At 64.3% G+C, this 18070-nt stretch carries 18 protein-coding genes; 13 read left to right on the top strand and 5 right to left on the bottom strand.

Annotated features, from left to right (window positions below):
* Positions 1-210: 210 nt before the first annotated feature.
* Positions 211-1764 (top strand): winged helix-turn-helix domain-containing tetratricopeptide repeat protein, encoded by a 1554-nt coding sequence (locus QDT69_RS37105; protein ID WP_279711408.1) that lies wholly within the window; start codon positions 211-213, stop codon positions 1762-1764.
* A 195-nt stretch (positions 1765-1959) separates the two neighbouring features.
* On the opposite strand, the gene QDT69_RS37100 is transcribed toward QDT69_RS37105, so the two are convergent.
* Both QDT69_RS37100 and QDT69_RS37095 read right to left on the bottom strand, forming a co-directional pair.
* Positions 1960-3522 (bottom strand): glycosyl hydrolase family 17 protein, encoded by a 1563-nt coding sequence (locus QDT69_RS37100; RefSeq protein ID WP_279711409.1) that lies wholly within the window; start codon positions 3520-3522, stop codon positions 1960-1962.
* 167 nt (positions 3523-3689) lie between these two features.
* Positions 3690-4343 (bottom strand): DNA-3-methyladenine glycosylase 2 family protein, encoded by a 654-nt coding sequence (locus QDT69_RS37095; RefSeq protein WP_279711407.1) that lies wholly within the window; start codon positions 4341-4343, stop codon positions 3690-3692.
* Between the two features lie 113 nt (positions 4344-4456).
* Between QDT69_RS37095 and QDT69_RS37090 the strand changes: the two genes are divergently transcribed.
* The 3 genes from QDT69_RS37090 to QDT69_RS37080 all read left to right on the top strand — a co-directional run bounded on the left by QDT69_RS37090 (position 4457) and on the right by QDT69_RS37080 (position 7847).
* On the top strand, positions 4457-5323 hold the full coding sequence (locus tag QDT69_RS37090; RefSeq protein ID WP_279711406.1) for a nucleotidyltransferase domain-containing protein: 867 nt from the start codon (positions 4457-4459) through the stop codon (positions 5321-5323).
* A complete protein-coding gene (gene gluQRS, locus QDT69_RS37085) occupies positions 5323-6192 on the top strand; it encodes a tRNA glutamyl-Q(34) synthetase GluQRS (protein ID WP_279711405.1) in 870 nt (289 codons plus the stop codon). Before QDT69_RS37090 ends, gluQRS begins: the two co-directional genes overlap by 1 nt.
* A 326-nt stretch (positions 6193-6518) precedes the next feature.
* Complete coding sequence (locus tag QDT69_RS37080) at positions 6519-7847, top strand: ATP-binding protein (RefSeq protein ID WP_279711404.1); 1329 nt, start codon at positions 6519-6521, stop codon at positions 7845-7847.
* Here the strand turns inward: QDT69_RS37080 and QDT69_RS37075 are convergent.
* Positions 7774-8667 carry a YihY/virulence factor BrkB family protein gene (locus QDT69_RS37075; RefSeq protein ID WP_279711402.1) on the bottom strand — a complete coding sequence of 298 codons (894 nt, stop codon included), beginning with the start codon at positions 8665-8667 and terminating at the stop codon, positions 7774-7776. The two genes, QDT69_RS37080 and QDT69_RS37075, sit on opposite strands and share 74 nt — an antisense overlap.
* A 133-nt stretch (positions 8668-8800) precedes the next feature.
* Here QDT69_RS37075 and QDT69_RS37070 point away from each other — a divergent pair, with 133 nt between their 5' ends.
* The 6 genes from QDT69_RS37070 to QDT69_RS37045 all read left to right on the top strand — a co-directional run bounded on the left by QDT69_RS37070 (position 8801) and on the right by QDT69_RS37045 (position 12936).
* Entirely contained in the window at positions 8801-8995 is a 195-nt protein-coding gene (locus QDT69_RS37070; protein ID WP_028340366.1) for a twin transmembrane helix small protein, read from the top strand.
* Positions 8996-9027: 32 nt separating this feature from the next.
* Complete coding sequence (locus QDT69_RS37065) at positions 9028-9600, top strand: cob(I)yrinic acid a,c-diamide adenosyltransferase (protein ID WP_279711401.1); 573 nt, start codon at positions 9028-9030, stop codon at positions 9598-9600.
* 117 nt (positions 9601-9717) lie between these two features.
* Positions 9718-10467 (top strand): electron transfer flavoprotein subunit beta/FixA family protein, encoded by a 750-nt coding sequence (locus QDT69_RS37060; protein WP_016845285.1) that lies wholly within the window; start codon positions 9718-9720, stop codon positions 10465-10467.
* Positions 10467-11417 (top strand): FAD-binding protein, encoded by a 951-nt coding sequence (locus tag QDT69_RS37055; RefSeq protein ID WP_279711400.1) that lies wholly within the window; start codon positions 10467-10469, stop codon positions 11415-11417. The genes QDT69_RS37060 and QDT69_RS37055 overlap by 1 nt, the downstream gene beginning before the upstream one ends.
* Before the next feature lie 248 nt (positions 11418-11665).
* Complete coding sequence (locus QDT69_RS37050; protein ID WP_279711399.1) at positions 11666-12547, top strand: 3-hydroxybutyryl-CoA dehydrogenase; 882 nt, start codon at positions 11666-11668, stop codon at positions 12545-12547.
* Positions 12548-12747: 200 nt separating this feature from the next.
* A complete protein-coding gene (locus tag QDT69_RS37045) occupies positions 12748-12936 on the top strand; it encodes a putative motility protein (protein ID WP_074131839.1) in 189 nt (62 codons plus the stop codon).
* On the opposite strand, the gene QDT69_RS37040 is transcribed toward QDT69_RS37045, so the two are convergent.
* The gene (locus QDT69_RS37040; protein WP_279711397.1) at positions 12937-13617 is read right to left on the bottom strand and encodes a TlpA disulfide reductase family protein; all 681 of its coding nucleotides are present in this window, start codon (positions 13615-13617) and stop codon (positions 12937-12939) included.
* A 188-nt stretch (positions 13618-13805) separates the two neighbouring features.
* Between QDT69_RS37040 and argH the strand changes: the two genes are divergently transcribed.
* The 3 genes from argH to lysA all read left to right on the top strand — a co-directional run bounded on the left by argH (position 13806) and on the right by lysA (position 16903).
* Positions 13806-15203, top strand: a complete 1398-nt coding sequence (gene argH, locus QDT69_RS37035; RefSeq protein ID WP_279711396.1) for an argininosuccinate lyase — start codon at positions 13806-13808, stop codon at positions 15201-15203.
* Between the two features lie 92 nt (positions 15204-15295).
* Complete coding sequence (locus QDT69_RS37030; protein WP_279711395.1) at positions 15296-15565, top strand: lipoprotein; 270 nt, start codon at positions 15296-15298, stop codon at positions 15563-15565.
* Between the two features lie 72 nt (positions 15566-15637).
* Positions 15638-16903, top strand: coding sequence for a diaminopimelate decarboxylase (gene lysA, locus QDT69_RS37025; protein ID WP_279711394.1), 1266 nt, complete (start codon positions 15638-15640; stop codon positions 16901-16903).
* Between the two features lie 207 nt (positions 16904-17110).
* On the opposite strand, the gene QDT69_RS37020 is transcribed toward lysA, so the two are convergent.
* On the bottom strand, positions 17111-18019 hold the full coding sequence (locus tag QDT69_RS37020) for an NAD(P)-dependent oxidoreductase (protein ID WP_279711393.1): 909 nt from the start codon (positions 18017-18019) through the stop codon (positions 17111-17113).
* Between the last annotated feature and the right edge of the window lie 51 nt (positions 18020-18070).

The following is an 18070-nucleotide window of genomic DNA, read 5'->3' as shown; positions in this document are numbered from 1 at the left end:
CTATCGGAAGTCGGTGGGCCCAATTTGGCCGTCCACCGTTGGCAGGTATCGCAGCCAAGGATCGGATGCCTCGCGGGCCGCGAGATCGGTGGGCACGCTTGATCGGCCGCTTACATTTTCCTCACCGGCAGCCTATTCTTGCGATTTGCAGCGAGGCCACAGCGTCACCCGGTTATTTGGGGCCTTGATCCACCAGGGGGATTCGCTTCTTTGCGCTATCTCTTCGAGGAGTACGCATTCGACACTGAGCGGCGCGAGCTGCTTCGCGGGGCGAAAGTCGTTGCCGTCGCCCCACAGGTGTTCGATCTGCTCGATTACCTGATCCGCAACAGGGAGCGCGTCGTCAGCAAGGACGACCTCATCAATGCCGTCTGGAACGGGCGCAGTGTTTCGGACGCCGCGCTGACGACCCGGCTGAATGTCGCGAGAAGCGCAATCGGTGATTCCGGGGAGGAGCAGCACTTGATCAAGACGTTGCCGCGCAAGGGATTCCGTTTTGTCGGGCAAGTGCGGGAGGCACGAGAAGCTGCGATCTCAAATCCCGACGAAGTTGCGCGCGAGGGTGCTTCTGCGCTTCCCGACAAACCCTCTATCGCTGTGCTGCCGTTCGAGAACCTGAGCGGCGATCCCGAGCAGGAATATTTTGCCGACGGTATGGTCGAGGAGATCATCACCGCGCTCTCGCGGTTCAAGTCCTTGTTCGTGATCGCGCGCAACTCGAGCTTCACCTTCAAGGGCAAAGCCGTCGATATCAAGGAAGTCGGGCGCAGACTTGGCGTGCGCTATGTCCTTGAGGGGGCAGTGCGCAAGGCGGCGGGGAAAGTTCGCATCACGGGGCAGTTGATCGATGCGACGACGGGCGCACACATCTGGGCGGACAGGTTCGAGCGCGATCTGACAGACATTTTCGCTCTTCAGGACGAAGTGACGGTCGCCGTTGTCTCTGCCATTCAGCCAAAACTGCTTCAGACAGAAATTGCCATAGCGACGCGACGGCGACCGGAGAACCTCACCGCCTATGACTTTTTTCTCCGGGCCGTGCAGCAGAATTACCTGGCGACCCGCGAAGGGCAGGCCGAGGCGTTAAGGCTGGCTCTTCGCGCCTTGGAGCTGGACCCTCGGTTCGCTCTTGCCGCGGCTCTGGCAGGTGCCTGCCACACGAGCAACGTCTCTTTGGGCTATGCTGCCGATCCGCAATTTGAGCGCAAGGAAGCTGTGCGGCTTCTTCGTTTGGCAATGAGGCTCAACGACGGTGATCCGGACACGTTGGCATGGTCGGCCCTAATCTCGGCGTTCATGATTGGCGACAGTGAAGCTGAGATCGAAATGGCGAACCGGGCGGTCGCGCTCAACCCGAATTCATACGTCGTATGGAACTGCAGAGGCTGGGTCCACCGAAATGCGGGACTGCCGGAGGAAGCGGTCCGGAGTTTTGAACGTGCAATTCGCATGAGCCCGGTAGATCCGCACCTGTATCGACCGTTTACTGGGATGGGGACAGCCTTGATTGAGCTTGGCCGCTTTGACGAAGCAGTCATCGCGGCCAAAAAAGCACTTCGCCAGAACCAATCTTACTCCCCAGCCTATCGTTGTCTCACGTCGGCGCTTGCTCATCTCGGACGTGATGCGGCTGCCCGTCAGGCGGCGGAGCGTGTGCTTGAGCTCGATCCCGGCTTTACGATATCAGCGTGGATCGGCCGGGGCGGACAATCAAACTCGAAGATGTTGATCGAGGGCCTGCGGAAAGCGGGGTTGCCCGAATGAGCCCGCGCACGCGCCCGCGCTGATCAGGTCAGATAGAGCTTCAGTTTGCTGCGGTGCATGAGTCCGATAATGGCGCCTTCGCGGACATTCAATCTGCCATCGTTGATGTCTGCTTGTTAGGGCAATCCGGACCCCGCCATTTCCGCACGGCTGTACCGGTTTTATGAGTACGCGCCCCAAAGCTAGAACGCATGCTCAGGCGCGCGCCCGCAACAGCGTGGCCGCAAGCAGGATGAAGACCGCACAGGTCCACAGCGACTGCCAGTTCTCCAATCCTTCGTTGAAGAGCATGTAGATGGTGGCTGCGACAAAAATGCCGGCAAAGATCGATTCCGCCAGGGGGCGGATTCCCTTGGTGGGAGGATTGATCAGCGTCATCGCCACAAACGGCACCGCCGCCATGGTGAGAGGCGCGAAAGGAAAATCGATGAAGCGCGGGTCAAAGATCAGGCCGAGCGCGGCTGCCGTGCCGACCACGACGGTGACGATCAAGGCCAGGCCGTGCATCGTCACCAGCACCGATTCCGTGTGGTAGCCCTTCGGACCCAGCAATTCCAGAAAGCTCGAGGGAGCGCGACCCGACATCAGCGCGTTGGCGCCGAACACCGGCGACGCCGTTGCCGCCACCAGGAGCGTGCCCCACACCAGCCAGCCTCCCGTGCCGTAGCTTTCATAGACCAGTCGTTGTGCGGCGACCCCGAACAGGATTCCGGCCGTGGTCGCCGATACGCCGACCGCGAGCCATGCCGCAACCCCGGGGTCCCTCGGTTTGCGGCGCAAGGTCAGCAGTGCCGCGCCGAACACCAGGATCGCCAGCGCCATTCCGCTGCCCATCTGCAGTCTCCAGTACGGGAAATTGCTGATCGGCACGCCGGCCGGATATTTCAGCGTTCGCTGTTCGGAATCGAACAGGCCCCAGGAGCCGCCGACCGTGCCCTCGATCTCGCGCTTCCACCCTTCGTCATAGGCCTCGAACAGGTTGACGCGGAAATGCTCGCGCCGCGCCAGGTCGAGCACTTCCGCGACCACGCGCGCCTGATTGACGCGCGACGGCAGCGCGGACTCGCGCATCCGCCCCTCACTCGGCCAGCCGACTTCTCCGATGAAGATTTCCTTGCCCGGAAACGCTGCCGCGACTTGCCGGCGAATTTCGTCGGCGTGCGCGGCGGCCAGATCCGCTCGAATCGGGATGTTCTCCCAATAGGGCAGGATGTGAATCGTGACGAAGTCGACGGCGTCGGAAAGTTCGCGATTGCTCAGCCAGAACTCCCAGACCTCGGCATAGGTGACGGGGACGCTGACCTGCGCCTTGATCGAGCGGATCAGGGCGGCGAGGTCGGACGCTGCCATCTCCTTGCGCAGCAAGACCTCGTTGCCGACGACCAGCGCGATGATCGTGTCCGGATATTGCCTGGCGAGACGGATCGCCGTTTCGACCTGCGTCGCATTCTTCTTGCGGTCCCGATCGAGGAAAATGCCCTGAATGACTTTCAGCCCCGCCTTGGCCGCGAGTCCGGGAATCTGGTCGAGGCCGAGATCGGTCGCATAGGTGCGGATGCAGTGGGAGATCTTGGCAAGTTGCGCGAGATCTTCCGCGATCTGTTCCGGCGAGACCTGGGTCGCCGGCGAAAGCGATGTCTGATTGTTTCGGAAGGGGGCGTAGGAGATGCACTGCACCTTGTCGTTCGGATCGATCGGTGCGCGCACCAGGCTGACCGGGATGCCGAGCCACCACCACGTGGCGGCGATGGCGCCCAGGGATATCAGCAGGAGCGACAGCGGGGTACGGAGCGATACCAGGTCCGTCCTCCTTGCAGGAAAGAAGTGCTGGACGTGCTAGAGGTGCGAAGTCGGCAAATTGATAAAATATTCAATGACGATATAGCACGCGATTGACCCGTTTGTGGGTTTTTCTCGTTGCCGCCCTATTTCGCAGCGGCGATCACGCCTTCGCGATTCTTCATCATGCGATAGTAGGCCCACCACAGGTGCGCGGCGGCGCCGCGCAGCGGACGCCACGGCTCGGCGAGCGGCGCCATCTGCTTCGGCGTCGGGCGCTCCTTCAGCCCGAGCCCGACCTTGACCGCTTCCTGCACGGCGAGGTCGCCGGCGGGCCACGCGTCGCCGTGGCCGAGGCAGAACAGCAGATAGACGTCGGCGGTCCAGGGGCCGATCCCGGGCAGTGCGGTCAGCGTGTTGTGCGCGGCATCGGCCTCCTCGTTGGCGAGCACGTCGAGGTTCAGCCGCTCCTCGGCGAGCTCGCGGGCGATGTGTTTGAGCGTCTTGATCTTCGCTGCGGACAATCCGAGCCGGCCGAGCCGGTCGGCGCGCGCCTTGCGGATCGCATCATGGTGGAACGGATCGAACGCCTTGCTGACGCGCCCCCAGATCGCAGCAGCACTCGCAGTCGACAGCTGCTGACCGCAGATGATCGCGGCAAGTCCCGCAAACCCGGGTTCTCGCTGCCGGATCGCCGGCATGCCGGTCGATTCGAGGATCGGGCGCAGCCGGCGATCCTGATTGACCAGTTTGTGGATGGCGTCGTCGAGGTCGGCCTGGGTTTCGAGATGAATCAGCATTGCGGGATCGGCTTCGCCAGACGAACGTGTTCTTGCGACTCGGGCACCACGCCTTGTGGACGCTTCAAGAGGTCCTAGAGTATGACAACTTTCCTTGATTTCGGAAGTACTCGATGAGTTTGAGAAGCATTCCTGCCGATATGGATGCAGGGAAGGTCGCCTCGATCGACGCGATGCTCGATCGCATCGCCGATGAACACCGGGTCTTCTTGCCGCTGGCTGTCGAGAGCGGAAGCCGGGCGTGGGGATTTGCCTCTCCTGACAGCGACTACGATTGCCGCTTCGTGTACGTCCGCCGCACTATCGACCATATTACGGTCTGGCCCGTACGGGACGTGATCGAACTCCCGCTGGAGGGCGATCTCGATGCCAATGGCTGGGATTTGCGCAAGGCGCTTCAACTGCTGCTGAAAGGCAATGCGGTCATCGTGGAGTGGCTTTGCTCTCCCGTGGTCTATCGGGGCCAGGCTTGGTTTCGCGATGCTTTCCTTGAATTTGGGCGCCGTGCGGCGAGCCGGGAGGCGATTTGCCGCCATTACCTGCACCTCGGGGAGCGCCAGCGACGGGTTTATTTCGGTGATGAGAGCAGCGTTCCGCAAAAGAAGGTTTTTTATGCGCTGCGGCCGGCGGCGGTGTTGCGCTGGCTGCGGATGCATCCGACCGAAGCCGTTGCGCCGATGCATTTCCCCACCCTGATGGTGGAATGCGACCCCCCTGCCGAGTTACGGGAGGAAGTCCGCGATCTCATGCAGCGCAAGGCCGTCACGCACGAACTCGGCGCCACGCCCCTGTCGCGGGCTGTTGCCGGCTTCATCGATTCGGAGTTCGAGATTGCGCGCAGCGCATTTGAGGATGGCTCGGCAGACGCGTCCGAGGAGATGATATCGGAGGCGCTGCGCTTTTACCGCATGGTTATCGAACGGTTGGAACTGGGGCCAGATTTTGCACCGGGCGCGTCGCGCCGCGCGGGATCGCCTTGATGCCACCCGTTTTCCGCTTCGCACCGAGTCCGAACGGCTATTTGCATCTCGGCCACGCTTATTCGGCGCTGCTCAACCACGACCTCGCACGGCAATTCGGCGGGCGCTTCTTGCTGCGGATCGAGGACATCGATTCGACGCGCTGCCGGCCGGAGTTCGAGGCTGCGATCTACGAGGATCTCGCCTGGCTCGGCGTCGCCTGGGAGACGGCGGTGCGGCGGCAGTCGGAGCATTTTGCCGCCTATGGCGCCGCGATCGACCGCCTGTCGGCGCAGGGGCTGGTCTATCCGAGCTTCGAGAGCCGCGCCGAGATCGCGCGGCTGGTCGCGGAGAGAGAAGCAGGCGGCGCCTGGCCGCGCGATCCGGACGGTGCGCCGCTTTATCAGGGGGCGGCGAAATCGCTGCCGGCCGGGGAGCGCGACCGGCTGATCGGGCAGGGCGCGCCGTTCGCGCTGCGGCTCGACATGGCCGCAGCCGTCGCGCGCGCCGGCGGCCTGTCCTGGCAGGAAGCGGGCGAGGGACCGGCCGGCGAAAGCGGAGAGGTCGCGGCCCGGCCCGAGGCCTGGGGCGACGTGATCCTGGCCCGCAAGGAAACCCCAACCAGCTACCATCTCTCGGTCGTGATCGACGACGCCCTGCAAGGCATCACCGATGTGGTCAGGGGCGTTGACCTGTTCTGGTCGACCAGCGTGCATCGGCTGTTGCAGGACCTGCTTGGCTTGCCCGTGCCGGTCTACCGGCACCATGCGCTGATCCGCGATACGGCGGGCCAAAAGCTGTCGAAATCGACCCAGGCGACCGGACTGCGCGAGCTGCGGGCGGAGGGCGCCAGCCCGGCCGATATCCGCCGCCTGGTCGGTTTGGTGTAGTCCGCGCACAAGGTGCGGCGCTCCTCTTCCTTTTGCGAAGGCACGGGGGCTTGCGTTATTTCGGAATAATAGAAAAATACCGCTGATTTGCCCGGCATGTCAAGTTGCGGCGTCAGACGCCGGCGGCCGCCGGCTGCTTTGCATGGGGTTGTTTTCGACATTTTGGCTGGACGCCCCTGCGATAGTCCTGCTCCTGCGGGGTAGGGCGCCGCAAGTGGATGGACCGCTTACCATCATCCTGATTTGCCTTGGCTCCTCCCAAACAGCGCCGTGACTCCGCCACTCCTGGCATGCCATGTTGGCCGCGGGGCGGGGTCACGGAGATCATGGCGACATCATCGCGCGGACGGCGCAGCAAGCGGCGAGCCAAGGGCGCGCTGCCGAAGACCCGCGCCGCCAAGACCCGCGACTCCAAGACCGGCAAGACCAAGACCGGCAAGACCAAGGCGGCGGCCAAGCCGCGCCGCACGCGGGCCGCGCCAAAGACATCAGCCAGGTCTGGACCCGGCATGGTCGAGACCGCGCTCGCCGCCTTTGCCCATGAGGTGCGGACGCCGCTGACCGGGATCCTTGCGATCAGCAACCTGCTCGCGACATCGGAGCTCGGCGAGCGCGAGCGGCGCTGGGTCGACACCATCAGGGCCGGCGCCGAACATCTGGCGAGCCTTGCGACCCTGTTCGTCGATGCCGCCCGCAGCGAGGGGCCGGGGCTCGAGATCCGGCAGGACTTCTTCGACCTGCGCACGCTGGCGCGCCATGCCGGCGATTCGCTGGCCGGCCGGGCGACAGCCAAGGGATTGCGGGCCTCGGTCGAAGTCTCTGACCGACTGCCCGCCTTCGCGGTCGGCGATCCCGTCCGCCTGCGCGCGGCGCTGGAGAACCTGATCGACAACGCGGTCAAGTTCACCGAGCAGGGCAGCATCGAGCTGCGCGTCGCGCCGGTGCCTGCGGCCAAGAACGCGGCGAAGCGACAGGCGGACGGCAGGATCGGTGTTGCCTTTGCGATCTCGGACAGCGGCATCGGCCTGACGCTATCGGAGGTCAAACGCCTGTTCCGGCCGTTCTCGCAGGCCAATGTCTCGATCGCCGCGCGGTTCGGCGGCTCCGGGCTCGGCCTGTCCTCGGTCAAGCAGCTTGCGCGCGCCATGGGCGGCGACGTCGTCGCGGCCCAGCGCTCAGGCGGCGGCACCACCTTCACCCTCAACGTGGTGCTGGTTGCAGCCGAAGGGCCGGCCAGCGCGCCCGCGAGCGAAGGCGCGGCGGCGCCGTCATCGCAGGGGCTGCGGCTGCTCAGCGTCGAGGACAATCCGTTTGGCCGCGTCGTGCTCAACACGATCCTGACCGAGCTCGGTCACCACGCCGAATTCATCGGTCAGGGCGAGGGCGCGACTGATCGGCTCGGACAGGGCGCCTTCGATGCGGTGCTGATGGACATGGTGCTGCCCGGCATCAGCGGTGTCGAAGCCATCAAGCGGATCCGCGCGCTGCCGCCGCCGCATGGCCGTATCGTGATCGTCGGGATCTCCGGCCGCGCCGAGGACGAAGCCGCGGCGCGCGCCGCCGGCGCCGACGCCTTCCTGGTCAAGCCTGTTTCTCCGCGGGCGCTAGCGACTGCGCTGCTTGAAGCGACACGCCGCGCGGCAGCCGCGACTTGATGATCGCCGCGTTCAGTTCGCCGCCGAACACGAAGATCGCGGCGATGAAATACAGGAACACCAGCGCGATGATCACCGAGGCGAGCCCCGCATACATCGTGACGTAATTGTTGGCGAAGCGCGCCAGGTACATGCCGAAGCCGATGCCCGAGATCAGCGACGCCGCCACGGTGAAGATGATGCCGGGCAGGATCTGGGTGAAGCCGCGGCGGCCGGCCGGCAGCCAGGCATGCAGGATGAACAGCGCGACGACCAGCGCCAGTATCGTGATGCCGTAGCGGGCGATGTTGAGCAGGCTCTCGTTGGATTCGACGAAGAACGGGATATAGCGCCGCGCCGCCTCGATGATCAGCGGCCCGAGCACGATCAGGAAGGCCATCGCGAGCGAGGTGAACGCCGCGACCAGCGTGTAGCCGATCGATTCCAGCCGCAGCCAGTACCAGCGCCGCGGCTCGATCACGGCATAGGCGCGGTTCAGCGCCACCCGCAGCGCCTCGACGCCGTTGGAGGCGAAGTACACCGCGAGCACCGCGCCGATGGTCAGGATGTCGCCGCGCGTGTTGGTCAGCACGTCGTGGATCTGGCCGGACAGCGCCTCGGCGACCTGATGCGGCCAGACCTGCAGCAACAGCCCGACCGCCTGGTCGGCGAGCTGCTTGGAGCCGAAGAAGCCGGCCACCGACGTCAGCACGATCAGGAACGGAAACAGCGCCATCAGGGTCGACAGCGCGATGTGGCTCGCGATCGCCCAGCCGTCATCGGCGAGGAACGTGTAAAAGGCATCCATCACGACGTGGGTGACGTAACGAAGCTGCTTCACATTCCACCCGGCATTGTCGAAAACGGCTCGGTCCGAGAACGGGACCAGCATCTGATATTACGCACTGAAAAGCCAGTTGGTTGCATCGGCCGCCTGTGTGGAAGTCCGCGTCATGCGGTGTTATGTACCGCAGATGACATCTCTTCTCAGCACGATCATTCTTCCCATCGCCGTCGGCGCCGTCGCGCTGGTGCTCCTGCTCGGCCTCATCAACATGATGAAGGGCGGCTCGCCGAACACGTCGCAGAAGCTGATGCGGCTGCGCGTGCTGCTGCAGTTCGTCGCCATTGTCATCGCGATGCTCGCGGTCTGGGCGATGGGGCGATAACAGCGATGCGCAAACCTTAGGAGATCACGGCCATGGTCGTTCTCAATCGGATCTATACGCGCACCGGCGATGACGGCACCACCGCGCTCGGCTCCGGCGAGCGGCGGCCGAAATACGATCTGCGCGTTGCCGCCTACGGCACCGTCGACGAGACCAACGCCGCGATCGGCGTGGTGCGGCTGCATCTGGCTGATAGTCCCGAGGTCGATGCGATGCTCGGCCGGATCCAGAACGATCTGTTCGATCTCGGCGCCGACCTTGCGGTGCCCGAGCGCGAGGGCAAGGCCGAACGTCTGCGGATGCTGGCAAGCCAGGTCGAGCGGATCGAGCGCGACATCGACCGCCTCAACGACCAGCTCGCGCCGCTGACCTCGTTCGTGCTGCCCGGCGGCACGCCTGCCGCCGCATATCTGCATCTCGCCCGGACGATATGTCGCCGCGCGGAACGGATGATGGTGGAACTCGCCGCCCGGCCCGACGAGCCGGTCAACGCCGCTGGTATTCAGTATATGAACCGCCTGTCGGATTTCCTGTTCGTTGCCAGCCGCTTCCAGAACAATAAGGGGGCGGGAGACGTGTTGTGGGTGCCGGGCCAGAACCGCTAAACTGGTTCAAAACCGGGTGACGGTTTTTTGGCTTTGGCGCGTTGACCGAGGGAAACTGGACCTTTAGGTTCCGCGCCAGCCAACCGAAACCCATAAAATCAAAGCGAAAGAGGATCGATGAAGGTTCTTGTGCCGGTAAAGCGGGTCGTCGACTACAACGTCAAGGTCCGCGTCAAGAGTGACGGGACGGGCGTGGAGCTCGCCAACGTCAAGATGTCGATGAACCCGTTCGACGAGATCGCCGTCGAGGAAGCGCTGCGGCTGAAGGAAGCCGGCAAGGCGACCGAAGTGGTGGTGGTGTCGATCGGACCCGCGCAGGCCTCCGAGACCATTCGCACCGGACTTGCGATGGGCGCCGACCGCGGCATCCTGGTCAAGGCCGAAGGCAATGTCGAACCGCTCGCGGTTGCCAAGATCCTGAAGGCGGTGGTCGAGGCGGAGCAGCCCGGCCTCGTCATTCTCGGCAAGCAGGCGATCGACGACGACTCGAACCAGACCGGCCAGATGCTGGCCGCGCTGCTCGGCTGGTCGCAGGCGACCTTCGCCTCCAAGCTCGAGGTTGAAGGATCGGACTTCAAGGTCACGCGCGAAGTCGACGGCGGCCTGCAGACCATCAAGCTGAAGGGCCCGGCGATCGTCACCACTGACCTGCGCCTCAACGAGCCGCGCTATGCGTCGCTGCCCAACATCATGAAGGCGAAGAAGAAGCCGATCGACGACAAGAGCGTCGCTGACTACGGCGTCGATGTGACGCCGCGTCTGGAAGTGCTGAAGACCGCGGAACCGGCAGGCCGCAAAGCGGGCGTCAAGGTCAAGGACGTCGCCGAACTCGTGAACAAGCTCAAGACCGAAGCCGGGGTTCTCTGATGACGACGCTGTTGATTGCTGAACACGACCACGAGACCCTGAAGGACTCGACCAACAAGGCGCTGACCGCGGCGAGCCAGCTCGGCGGCGACGTGCATGTGCTGGTTGCCGGTGGCGGCCAGGGCACCAAGGCGGCCGCGGAAGCAGCCGCCAAGCTTGCCGGCGTCAGCAAGGTGCTGGTGGCCGAAGGTCCCGCCTATGAGCACGACCTTGCCGAGCCGCTGGCTGCGCTGATCGTCGCGCTGGCGCCCGGCTATGACGCCTTCGTCGCGCCCGCGACCTCGCGCTTCAAGAACGTGATGCCGCGCGTCGCAGCGCTGCTCGACGTCATGCAGGTCTCCGAGATCATCAAGGTCGTCGCACCCGACACCTATGAGCGGCCGATCTATGCCGGCAACGCGATCCAGACCGTGAAGTCGAAGGACGCCAAGAAGGTGATCACGGTCCGCACCTCGACCTTCGCCGCCGCCGGCGAAGGCGGCAGCGCCGCGATCGAGAACGCCGCATCGGCCGCCGATCCCGGCCTGTCGAGCTTCGTCGGTGAGGAGGTCGCCAAGAGCGACCGTCCGGAACTGACCTCGGCCAAGATCATCGTCTCGGGTGGCCGCGCCATGCAGAGCCGCGAGAACTTCGCCAAGTACATCGAGCCGCTCGCCGACAAGCTCGGCGCCGGCGTCGGCGCCTCGCGCGCCGCGGTCGATGCCGGCTATGCGCCGAACGACTGGCAGGTCGGCCAGACCGGCAAGGTGGTGGCCCCGGAACTCTATGTCGCGGTCGGCATCTCCGGCGCGATCCAGCATCTGGCGGGCATGAAGGACTCCAAGGTGATCGTCGCCATCAACAAGGATGAGGACGCGCCGATCTTCCAGGTCGCCGATTACGGCCTGGTCGCCGACCTCTACCAAGCGGTTCCGGAGCTCACCGAAGCGCTCGGCAAGCTCGGAAAGTAAGCGACAAGACACCGGCCGGATGGCTAAGCTCCGGCCGGTGTTATAATTTTCGAGGCAATGATCCGGAAACGTTTTTCCGGAAGGATCGTGCCCGACAGGGGGAAATGGGATCGGGATGTGATGATTTGTCATCACATCATGGTCCCGGGAAGCGTCTTCCGGCGGATTGGGCAACCCGGAAGGCTTCGCTTCGGGTATCGTTGGGATTGGGCAGGCGCGACGTGCGCGCCGTTCCGGTGGATGACAAGATGACGGTGGCAATCAAAAAGGTCGGCGTGATCGGTTCGGGCCAGATGGGCAATGGCATTGCCCATGTGGCGGCGCTGGCCGGCTTCGACGTGGTGCTCAACGACGTGTCCGGCGACCGGCTGAAGTCGGCGCTGGCGACCATCAACGGCAATCTGACCCGCCAGGTCGCCAAGAAGGCGATCAGCGAGACCGAGCGCAAGCAGGCGCTCGACCGCATCACCTCCACCGAGACGCTCGATGCGCTGGCCGATTGCGATCTCGTGATCGAGACCGCGATCGAGAAGGAAGAGACCAAGCGCAAGATCTTTCACGAGGTCTGCGCGGTGCTGAAGCCGGAAGCGATCGTCGCGACCAACTCGTCGTCGATCTCGATCACACGGCTCGCCGCCTCGACCGACCGCCCGGAGAAATTCATCGGCATTCACTTCATGAATCCGGTGCCGGCGATGGAGCTGGTCGAGCTGATCCGCGGCATCGCCACCGACGATGTGACCTTCGACACCGCCAAGGCGTTCGTGGCCAAGCTCGGCAAGCAGGTCGCGGTGTCGGAAGATTTCCCCGCCTTCATCGTCAACCGCATCCTGCTGCCGATGATCAACGAGGCGATCTACACGCTGTATGAAGGCGTCGGCAACGTCGAGGCGATCGATGCCGCGATGAAGCTCGGCGCACACCATCCGATGGGCCCGCTCGAGCTCGCCGATTTCATCGGCCTCGACACCTGCCTGTCGATCATGCAGGTGCTGCACGAGGGGCTTGCTGATTCCAAATACCGGCCGTGCCCGCTGCTGGTGAAGTACGTCGAGGCGGGTTGGCTCGGACGCAAGTCCCAGCGCGGCTTCTACGACTACCGCGGCGACAAGCCGATCCCGACGCGGTAAGGGCCGGCGTTCCTCCACTCATTCGCTCAGGCGGCATCGGCATCCCGCGCGCTTCAGCATGTCGCGGACGATCAGCGGCGTTGCAGGTGTCTCGGTGACGCCGTTCCCGGCACTTGCGATGCGTCAGCCCGAGCTGGCGATCCATTACCCAAGTATTAACTTTCGCGCGCTACCTAAGGTCGAACTTGGGAGTACCGCGTATGGACACGATGAGCATGGTCGCCAGCATCCTCTCGATGCAGCAGGGCAATCTGCAGGGTGAGATCGCGACCCGCGTGACCAAGCAGAACCTCGACGCGGAAAAGTTCGCGGTTCAGACCCTGCTCGGCACGCCATCGACCGCCAATCTCGGTCCGGGCGTCGGCGGCAACCTCAACGCCGTCGCCTGATCAGAAGCCTGCCGCGGCAGGCTGTAGCGCCGCTTTCACCAGCTTGATCGCATCGTCGCTGGCCCATTCGGCGGGACCGGCGATATTGGCGATTTCGCAGCCCTTGCCGTCGACCAGCACGGAGGTCGGCATGCCGAGCGCCTTGCCTATGTTCTTAAGATCCTGAAAGACCTTGGCTTTCTGGTCGCTGAAATAATCCAGCTTGGTCAGATTGGCCTCTTTCAGGAAGTTCTTCGGCTTGTCCGGGTCGCGGGTGTCGATGTTGATCGCGACCACCTCGAAATCCTTGCCGCCGAGCTTGGTCTGCAGGCTGTCGAGCGCCGGCATTTCCTTGCGGCAGGGCACGCACCAGGTCGCCCACAAATTGACCAGCACGGTCTTGCCGCGCCAGTCCGAGAGCTTCTTCGGCTGGCCGTTGGCGTCCTCGAAGGTCAGGTCGGGCAGCCTCAAGGGGGTGGTTGCCATGGTCAGCGCCGCGACCTCGCCATGGGCGAGCGGGGCGATCTTCTTCGCCAGGTCCACCGCGCTGTTGCAGGCGACGTCGCCACCGGCGGGATGCCTGAGGCTGGAGACCCCGATATAGCCGAGCACGGCCCCAACCAGCACGGCGCCGATCACCAGCGGGATACGCCGCTTGGCCGTCGGCTTGGCGGTCGGTTCGGATGGGGGCGTCTCGGGCATATCGTTTGTCATCCTGGGTCAGATATGGCTATGCAGTGGCTGGAACATGATCCGGAAAAGTGCGAAGCGGTTTTCCGAAAAGATCATGCTCAAACAAAGAGCTAATACGTTCGGAACCGCCATGCTGTTTCGCCGCTCCGGCTGATGAAACAGCAGGGCCTGCAATACAAATTCGTGAGCGAGATGTCATGAGCAACAAGATGTGGGGCGGCCGGTTCTCGGAGCGTCCCGACGCGATCATGGAGGAAATCAACGTCTCCATCGACGTCGACCGGCACCTTTATGCCCAGGACATTGCTGCGTCCAAGGCCCACGCCGCGATGCTCGCCGCGCAAGGCATCATCACGTCAGCTGATGCGAAAAATATCGGTAAAGGTCTAGACACGATTTTGTCAGAGATCGGCAAGGGCGATTTCGACTTCAAGCGCGCGCTCGAGGACATCCATATGAATGTCGAGTCGCGGCTTTCCGAGTTGATCGGGCCCGCCGCGGGCCGGCTGCACACCGCGCGCTCGCGCAACGACCAGGTCGCGACCGATTTCCGGCTCTACGTCCGCGACACCATCGATCAGACGAACGCGGCGCTGGCCGCGTTCCAGCAGGCGCTGGTCACCCGCGCGCTGGAGCATGCCGGAACCGTGATGCCGGGCTTCACCCATCTGCAGACCGCGCAGCCCGTGACCTTCGGTCATCATCTGCTGGCCTATGTCGAGATGGCCGGCCGCGACCGCGGCCGCTTTACCGACGCGCGCAAGCGGCTGAACGAATCGCCGCTGGGCGCAGCCGCGCTCGCCGGCACCTCGTTTCCGATCGACCGCACTGCTACCGCCAAGGCGCTCGGTTTCGACCGGCCGATGGCCAATTCGCTCGATGCGGTATCCGACCGCGATTTCGTGCTGGAGACGCTGTCGGCGGCCGCGATCTGCGCGGTGCACATGTCCCGCTTCGCCGAGGAGATCGTGATCTGGACCTCGCCCTTGGTCGGTCTCGTCAAGCTCAGCGACAAATTCACGACCGGCTCGTCGATCATGCCGCAGAAGCGCAATCCGGACGCCGCCGAGCTGGTGCGCGCCAAGACCGGCCGCGTGATCGGTGCGCTCACTGCGCTGCTGATCGTGATGAAGGGCCTGCCGCTGGCCTATCAAAAGGACATGCAGGAGGACAAGCAGGGCGCCATGGAGGCGTTCGAGGCGCTGTCGCTCGCGATCCGCGCCATGACCGGCATGGTCGAGGATCTGGTGCCGGATGAGGCGAAGATGAAGGCCGCGGCCGGCGAGGGCTACGCCACCGCGACCGACCTCGCCGACTGGCTGGTGCGCACCCTGAAAATGCCGTTCCGCGACGCCCATCATGTTACCGGGCGGATCGTCGGCCTGGCCTCCAAGCAGGGCGTCGCGCTGCACGAGCTGCCGCTTGCAGCCATGCAGGAGGTCGAGCCGAAGATCACGGCGGACGCCCTGAGGGTGCTCAGCGTCGAATCCTCGGTGAAGAGCCGGACCTCATTTGGCGGCACGGCGCCGAAGAATGTGATGGCGCAGGCCAAGGCCTGGGCCAAGCGGCTGGAAAAAGAGCGAAAATTGGGCTGAACCAGAAAAATTGGCCGTGATTTCTCAGCGCTCCGCCTCTCGCCAGAGCACGCCAATGTTTGTATGGTGCCGCCCGAATTGGGGAATTCGTCGTGATTAGCAAGAACCGCCTGACCCCCTCGGGATGGGCCATCATTGTGCTGAGCGTGTCAGCGCTGGCGCTCGGCGGCTGCGGCCGCAAGGGACCGCTCGACCTGCCGCCGACCGCGAACGCCGCGCCGGGCGCAGCACCGGGCGACACCGAGAGCGAGCGGGCGGCACAGCCCAGCGTGTTCAATCCGACCTATGGCTCGGAGGCCCCGCCGGCCGCGACGCGTGGCAATAAACGGCCCTTCGTCCTCGATCCGTTGCTCGGCAATTAGCATTTCGAGCATGATCCGGAAAAGTGCGAAGCGGTTTTCCGAAAAGATCATGCCCAAACAATAAAGCGTGTCATGAACCATTTCGACTATCGCAACGGCGTGCTGCATGCCGAGGCGGTCAATCTCATTGAGCTGGCGGAAGCCGTCGGCACGCCGTTCTATTGCTATTCGACGGCGACGCTGGAGCGGCACTACCGCGTCTTCACCGAGGCCTTTGCCGGCGAGAAGGCGCTGGTCTGCTACGCGATGAAGGCGAATTCCAACCAGTCGGTGCTGCGCACGCTGGCCAAGCTCGGCGCCGGCGCCGACGTGGTGTCCGGCGGTGAGTTGAAGCGTGCGCTGGCCGCCGGCATCCCGCCGTCGAAGATCCTGTTCTCCGGCGTCGGCAAGACCGAAGGCGAGCTGCGCGCCGCGCTCGCCGCCGACATTCTCTGCATCAACATCGAGTCCGAGCCAGAACTCGAGATGCTGTCGCGCCTTGCGGTCGAGATGAAGACCACGGCGCGCATCTCGGTCCGGGTCAATCCCGACGTCGATGCCGGCACGCATGCCAAGATTTCCACCGGCAAGTCGGAGAACAAGTTCGGCATTCCGATCGCGCGCGCCCGCGAAGTCTATGCCCGCGCGGCGAAGCTGCCGGGCATCAAGGTCACCGGCACCGACGTGCATATCGGCAGCCAGATCACCGATCTCGGCCCGCTCGAGGCTGCCTTCCGCCTGCTCGCCGAGTTCGTGCAGACGCTGCGCGCCGACGGCCACGATATCTCGCATGTCGATTTCGGCGGCGGCCTCGGCATTCCCTACTACATGGACCGCGCCGCGCCGCCGGAACCGGCTGCCTATGCCGCGATGGTCAAGCGCGTCACGCACAATCTCGGCTGCACGCTGATGTTCGAGCCGGGCCGCCTGATCGTCGGCAATGCCGGCATCCTGGTCAGCCGGGTGATCCATGTGAAGCCGGGCGATGCCAAGAACTTCGTCATCATCGACGCCGCGATGAACGATTTGATCCGGCCGACGCTGTATGAAGCGCATCATGATATCCTGCCGGTGCGCCAGCCTGCGCAGGGTACGCCGACCATGGTTGCCGATGTGGTCGGCCCGGTCTGCGAGACCGGCGACTACCTCGCGCTCGACCGCGCGCTGCCGCAGCCGAAGGCCGGCGATCTCCTCGCGATCATGACTGCGGGCGCCTATGGCGCGGTGCAGTCCGGCACCTACAACACGCGGCCGCTGGTGCCGGAGGTGCTGGTCAAGGACGACCAGTACGCCGTGGTCCGCCCGCGCATCGACGTCGACGCGCTGATCGCGATGGACAAGCCGGCGCCATGGTTGTGAGCCGCTAAGCGCGCCTCACTAACGGTGTCATCCCATTGGCCTCGTTAACGGTGTCGTCCCTGCGAAAGCAGGGACCCATAACCACTGAACGTGGTTGTTGTGCTGCGCTGGGGCCCCAGCTCAACTAAATCACTGGCGCCTGTGGTTATGGGTCCCGGGTCGCGCTTCGCTTGCCCGGGACGACGGCGCTTGTTTCTTCGACGACGCTTATTTCGCGGCGTGACTGCCACCCTTGCCGCCGACGATCACGCCCGCGGCCTTCTCGATCGGCTTGATCGCGGCGGTGAAGTCCGACTCCGGTCCCTCGTCGCGGATGATGACCTCCCAGAGCCGGCCGACCGCCTCGGCGACTTCCATCGACAACCCGAGCGCGCGCATTTCCTCGACTGCGAGGCGCACGTCCTTGACCATCAGGCCGGTGGCGAAGCCGAAGTCGAAGCTGCGCGGCAAGACCGAGCGCGGAAACTTGTCGCGGCTCGCGGTGTTGAGGCCCGAGCCGGCGTTGATGACGTCGATCATGACAGCCGGATCGAGCCCGGACTTCACGCCCATCACGACAGCCTCGGACGTCGCGACCATCGCGGTTGCGGAGAGGAAGTTGTTGGCGAGCTTCATGGTCTGGCCGGAGCCCGGCTTGGTGCCGATGAAGAACACCTTGCCGATCACGTCGAGCGCGCTCTTGACCAGTTCGAAATCGGCGCGCGGGCCGGACACCATCACCGCCAGCGTGCCCTTCTCGGCGCCGGAGACGCCGCCGGAGACCGGGCTGTCGATCTGCACGATGTTCTTCTTCGCCAAGAGATCGTGGATCTTCACCGCCATCCGCGAGCCAACGGTGGACAGATCGATGAAACGCTTGACGCGCGTGCCTTCGATCACTCCGCCCGGGCCGGTTGCGACCTCGAGCGAAGCCTGCAGCGAGGGCAGGCTCGCCATCACGGTCTCGACGCGGTCGGCGATGTCTTTCGGAGACGATGCTGCCGCAGCGCCGAGCGCAACCAGCCTGCCGAGCGCGTCCTTGCTGGTGTCGAACACGGTGAGCTTGTGGCCGGCCTCGATCAGCCGGCGCGCCATCGGGAAGCCCATCTTCCCGAGGCCGATGAATCCGATTTCCATGGGTCGTTTCCTTTTCTTCGTTATGCGCGAATCCCCGCGCCCCACGCTCAG

This window comes from Bradyrhizobium sp. CER78 (assembly GCF_029846235.1).
GTDB lineage: Bacteria > Pseudomonadota > Alphaproteobacteria > Rhizobiales > Xanthobacteraceae > Bradyrhizobium.
The sequence above is the reverse complement of the archived record's forward strand: the minus strand, read 5'-3'. Positions and strand labels throughout refer to the sequence as shown.

Coding starts and splice junctions, on each gene's coding strand:
- QDT69_RS37095 (WP_279711407.1), bottom strand. CDS start 4,343: ATGCTGATTCATCTCGAAACCCAGGCCGACCTCGACGACGCCATCCAC.
- QDT69_RS37090 (WP_279711406.1), top strand. CDS start 4,457: ATGAGTTTGAGAAGCATTCCTGCCGATATGGATGCAGGGAAGGTCGCC.
- gluQRS (WP_279711405.1), top strand. CDS start 5,323: ATGCCACCCGTTTTCCGCTTCGCACCGAGTCCGAACGGCTATTTGCAT.
- QDT69_RS37080 (WP_279711404.1), top strand. CDS start 6,519: ATGGCGACATCATCGCGCGGACGGCGCAGCAAGCGGCGAGCCAAGGGC.
- QDT69_RS37070 (WP_028340366.1), top strand. CDS start 8,801: ATGACATCTCTTCTCAGCACGATCATTCTTCCCATCGCCGTCGGCGCC.
- QDT69_RS37065 (WP_279711401.1), top strand. CDS start 9,028: ATGGTCGTTCTCAATCGGATCTATACGCGCACCGGCGATGACGGCACC.
- QDT69_RS37060 (WP_016845285.1), top strand. CDS start 9,718: ATGAAGGTTCTTGTGCCGGTAAAGCGGGTCGTCGACTACAACGTCAAG.
- QDT69_RS37055 (WP_279711400.1), top strand. CDS start 10,467: ATGACGACGCTGTTGATTGCTGAACACGACCACGAGACCCTGAAGGAC.
- QDT69_RS37050 (WP_279711399.1), top strand. CDS start 11,666: ATGACGGTGGCAATCAAAAAGGTCGGCGTGATCGGTTCGGGCCAGATG.
- QDT69_RS37045 (WP_074131839.1), top strand. CDS start 12,748: ATGGACACGATGAGCATGGTCGCCAGCATCCTCTCGATGCAGCAGGGC.
- QDT69_RS37040 (WP_279711397.1), bottom strand. CDS start 13,617: ATGCCCGAGACGCCCCCATCCGAACCGACCGCCAAGCCGACGGCCAAG.
- argH (WP_279711396.1), top strand. CDS start 13,806: ATGAGCAACAAGATGTGGGGCGGCCGGTTCTCGGAGCGTCCCGACGCG.
- lysA (WP_279711394.1), top strand. CDS start 15,638: ATGAACCATTTCGACTATCGCAACGGCGTGCTGCATGCCGAGGCGGTC.
- QDT69_RS37020 (WP_279711393.1), bottom strand. CDS start 18,019: ATGGAAATCGGATTCATCGGCCTCGGGAAGATGGGCTTCCCGATGGCG.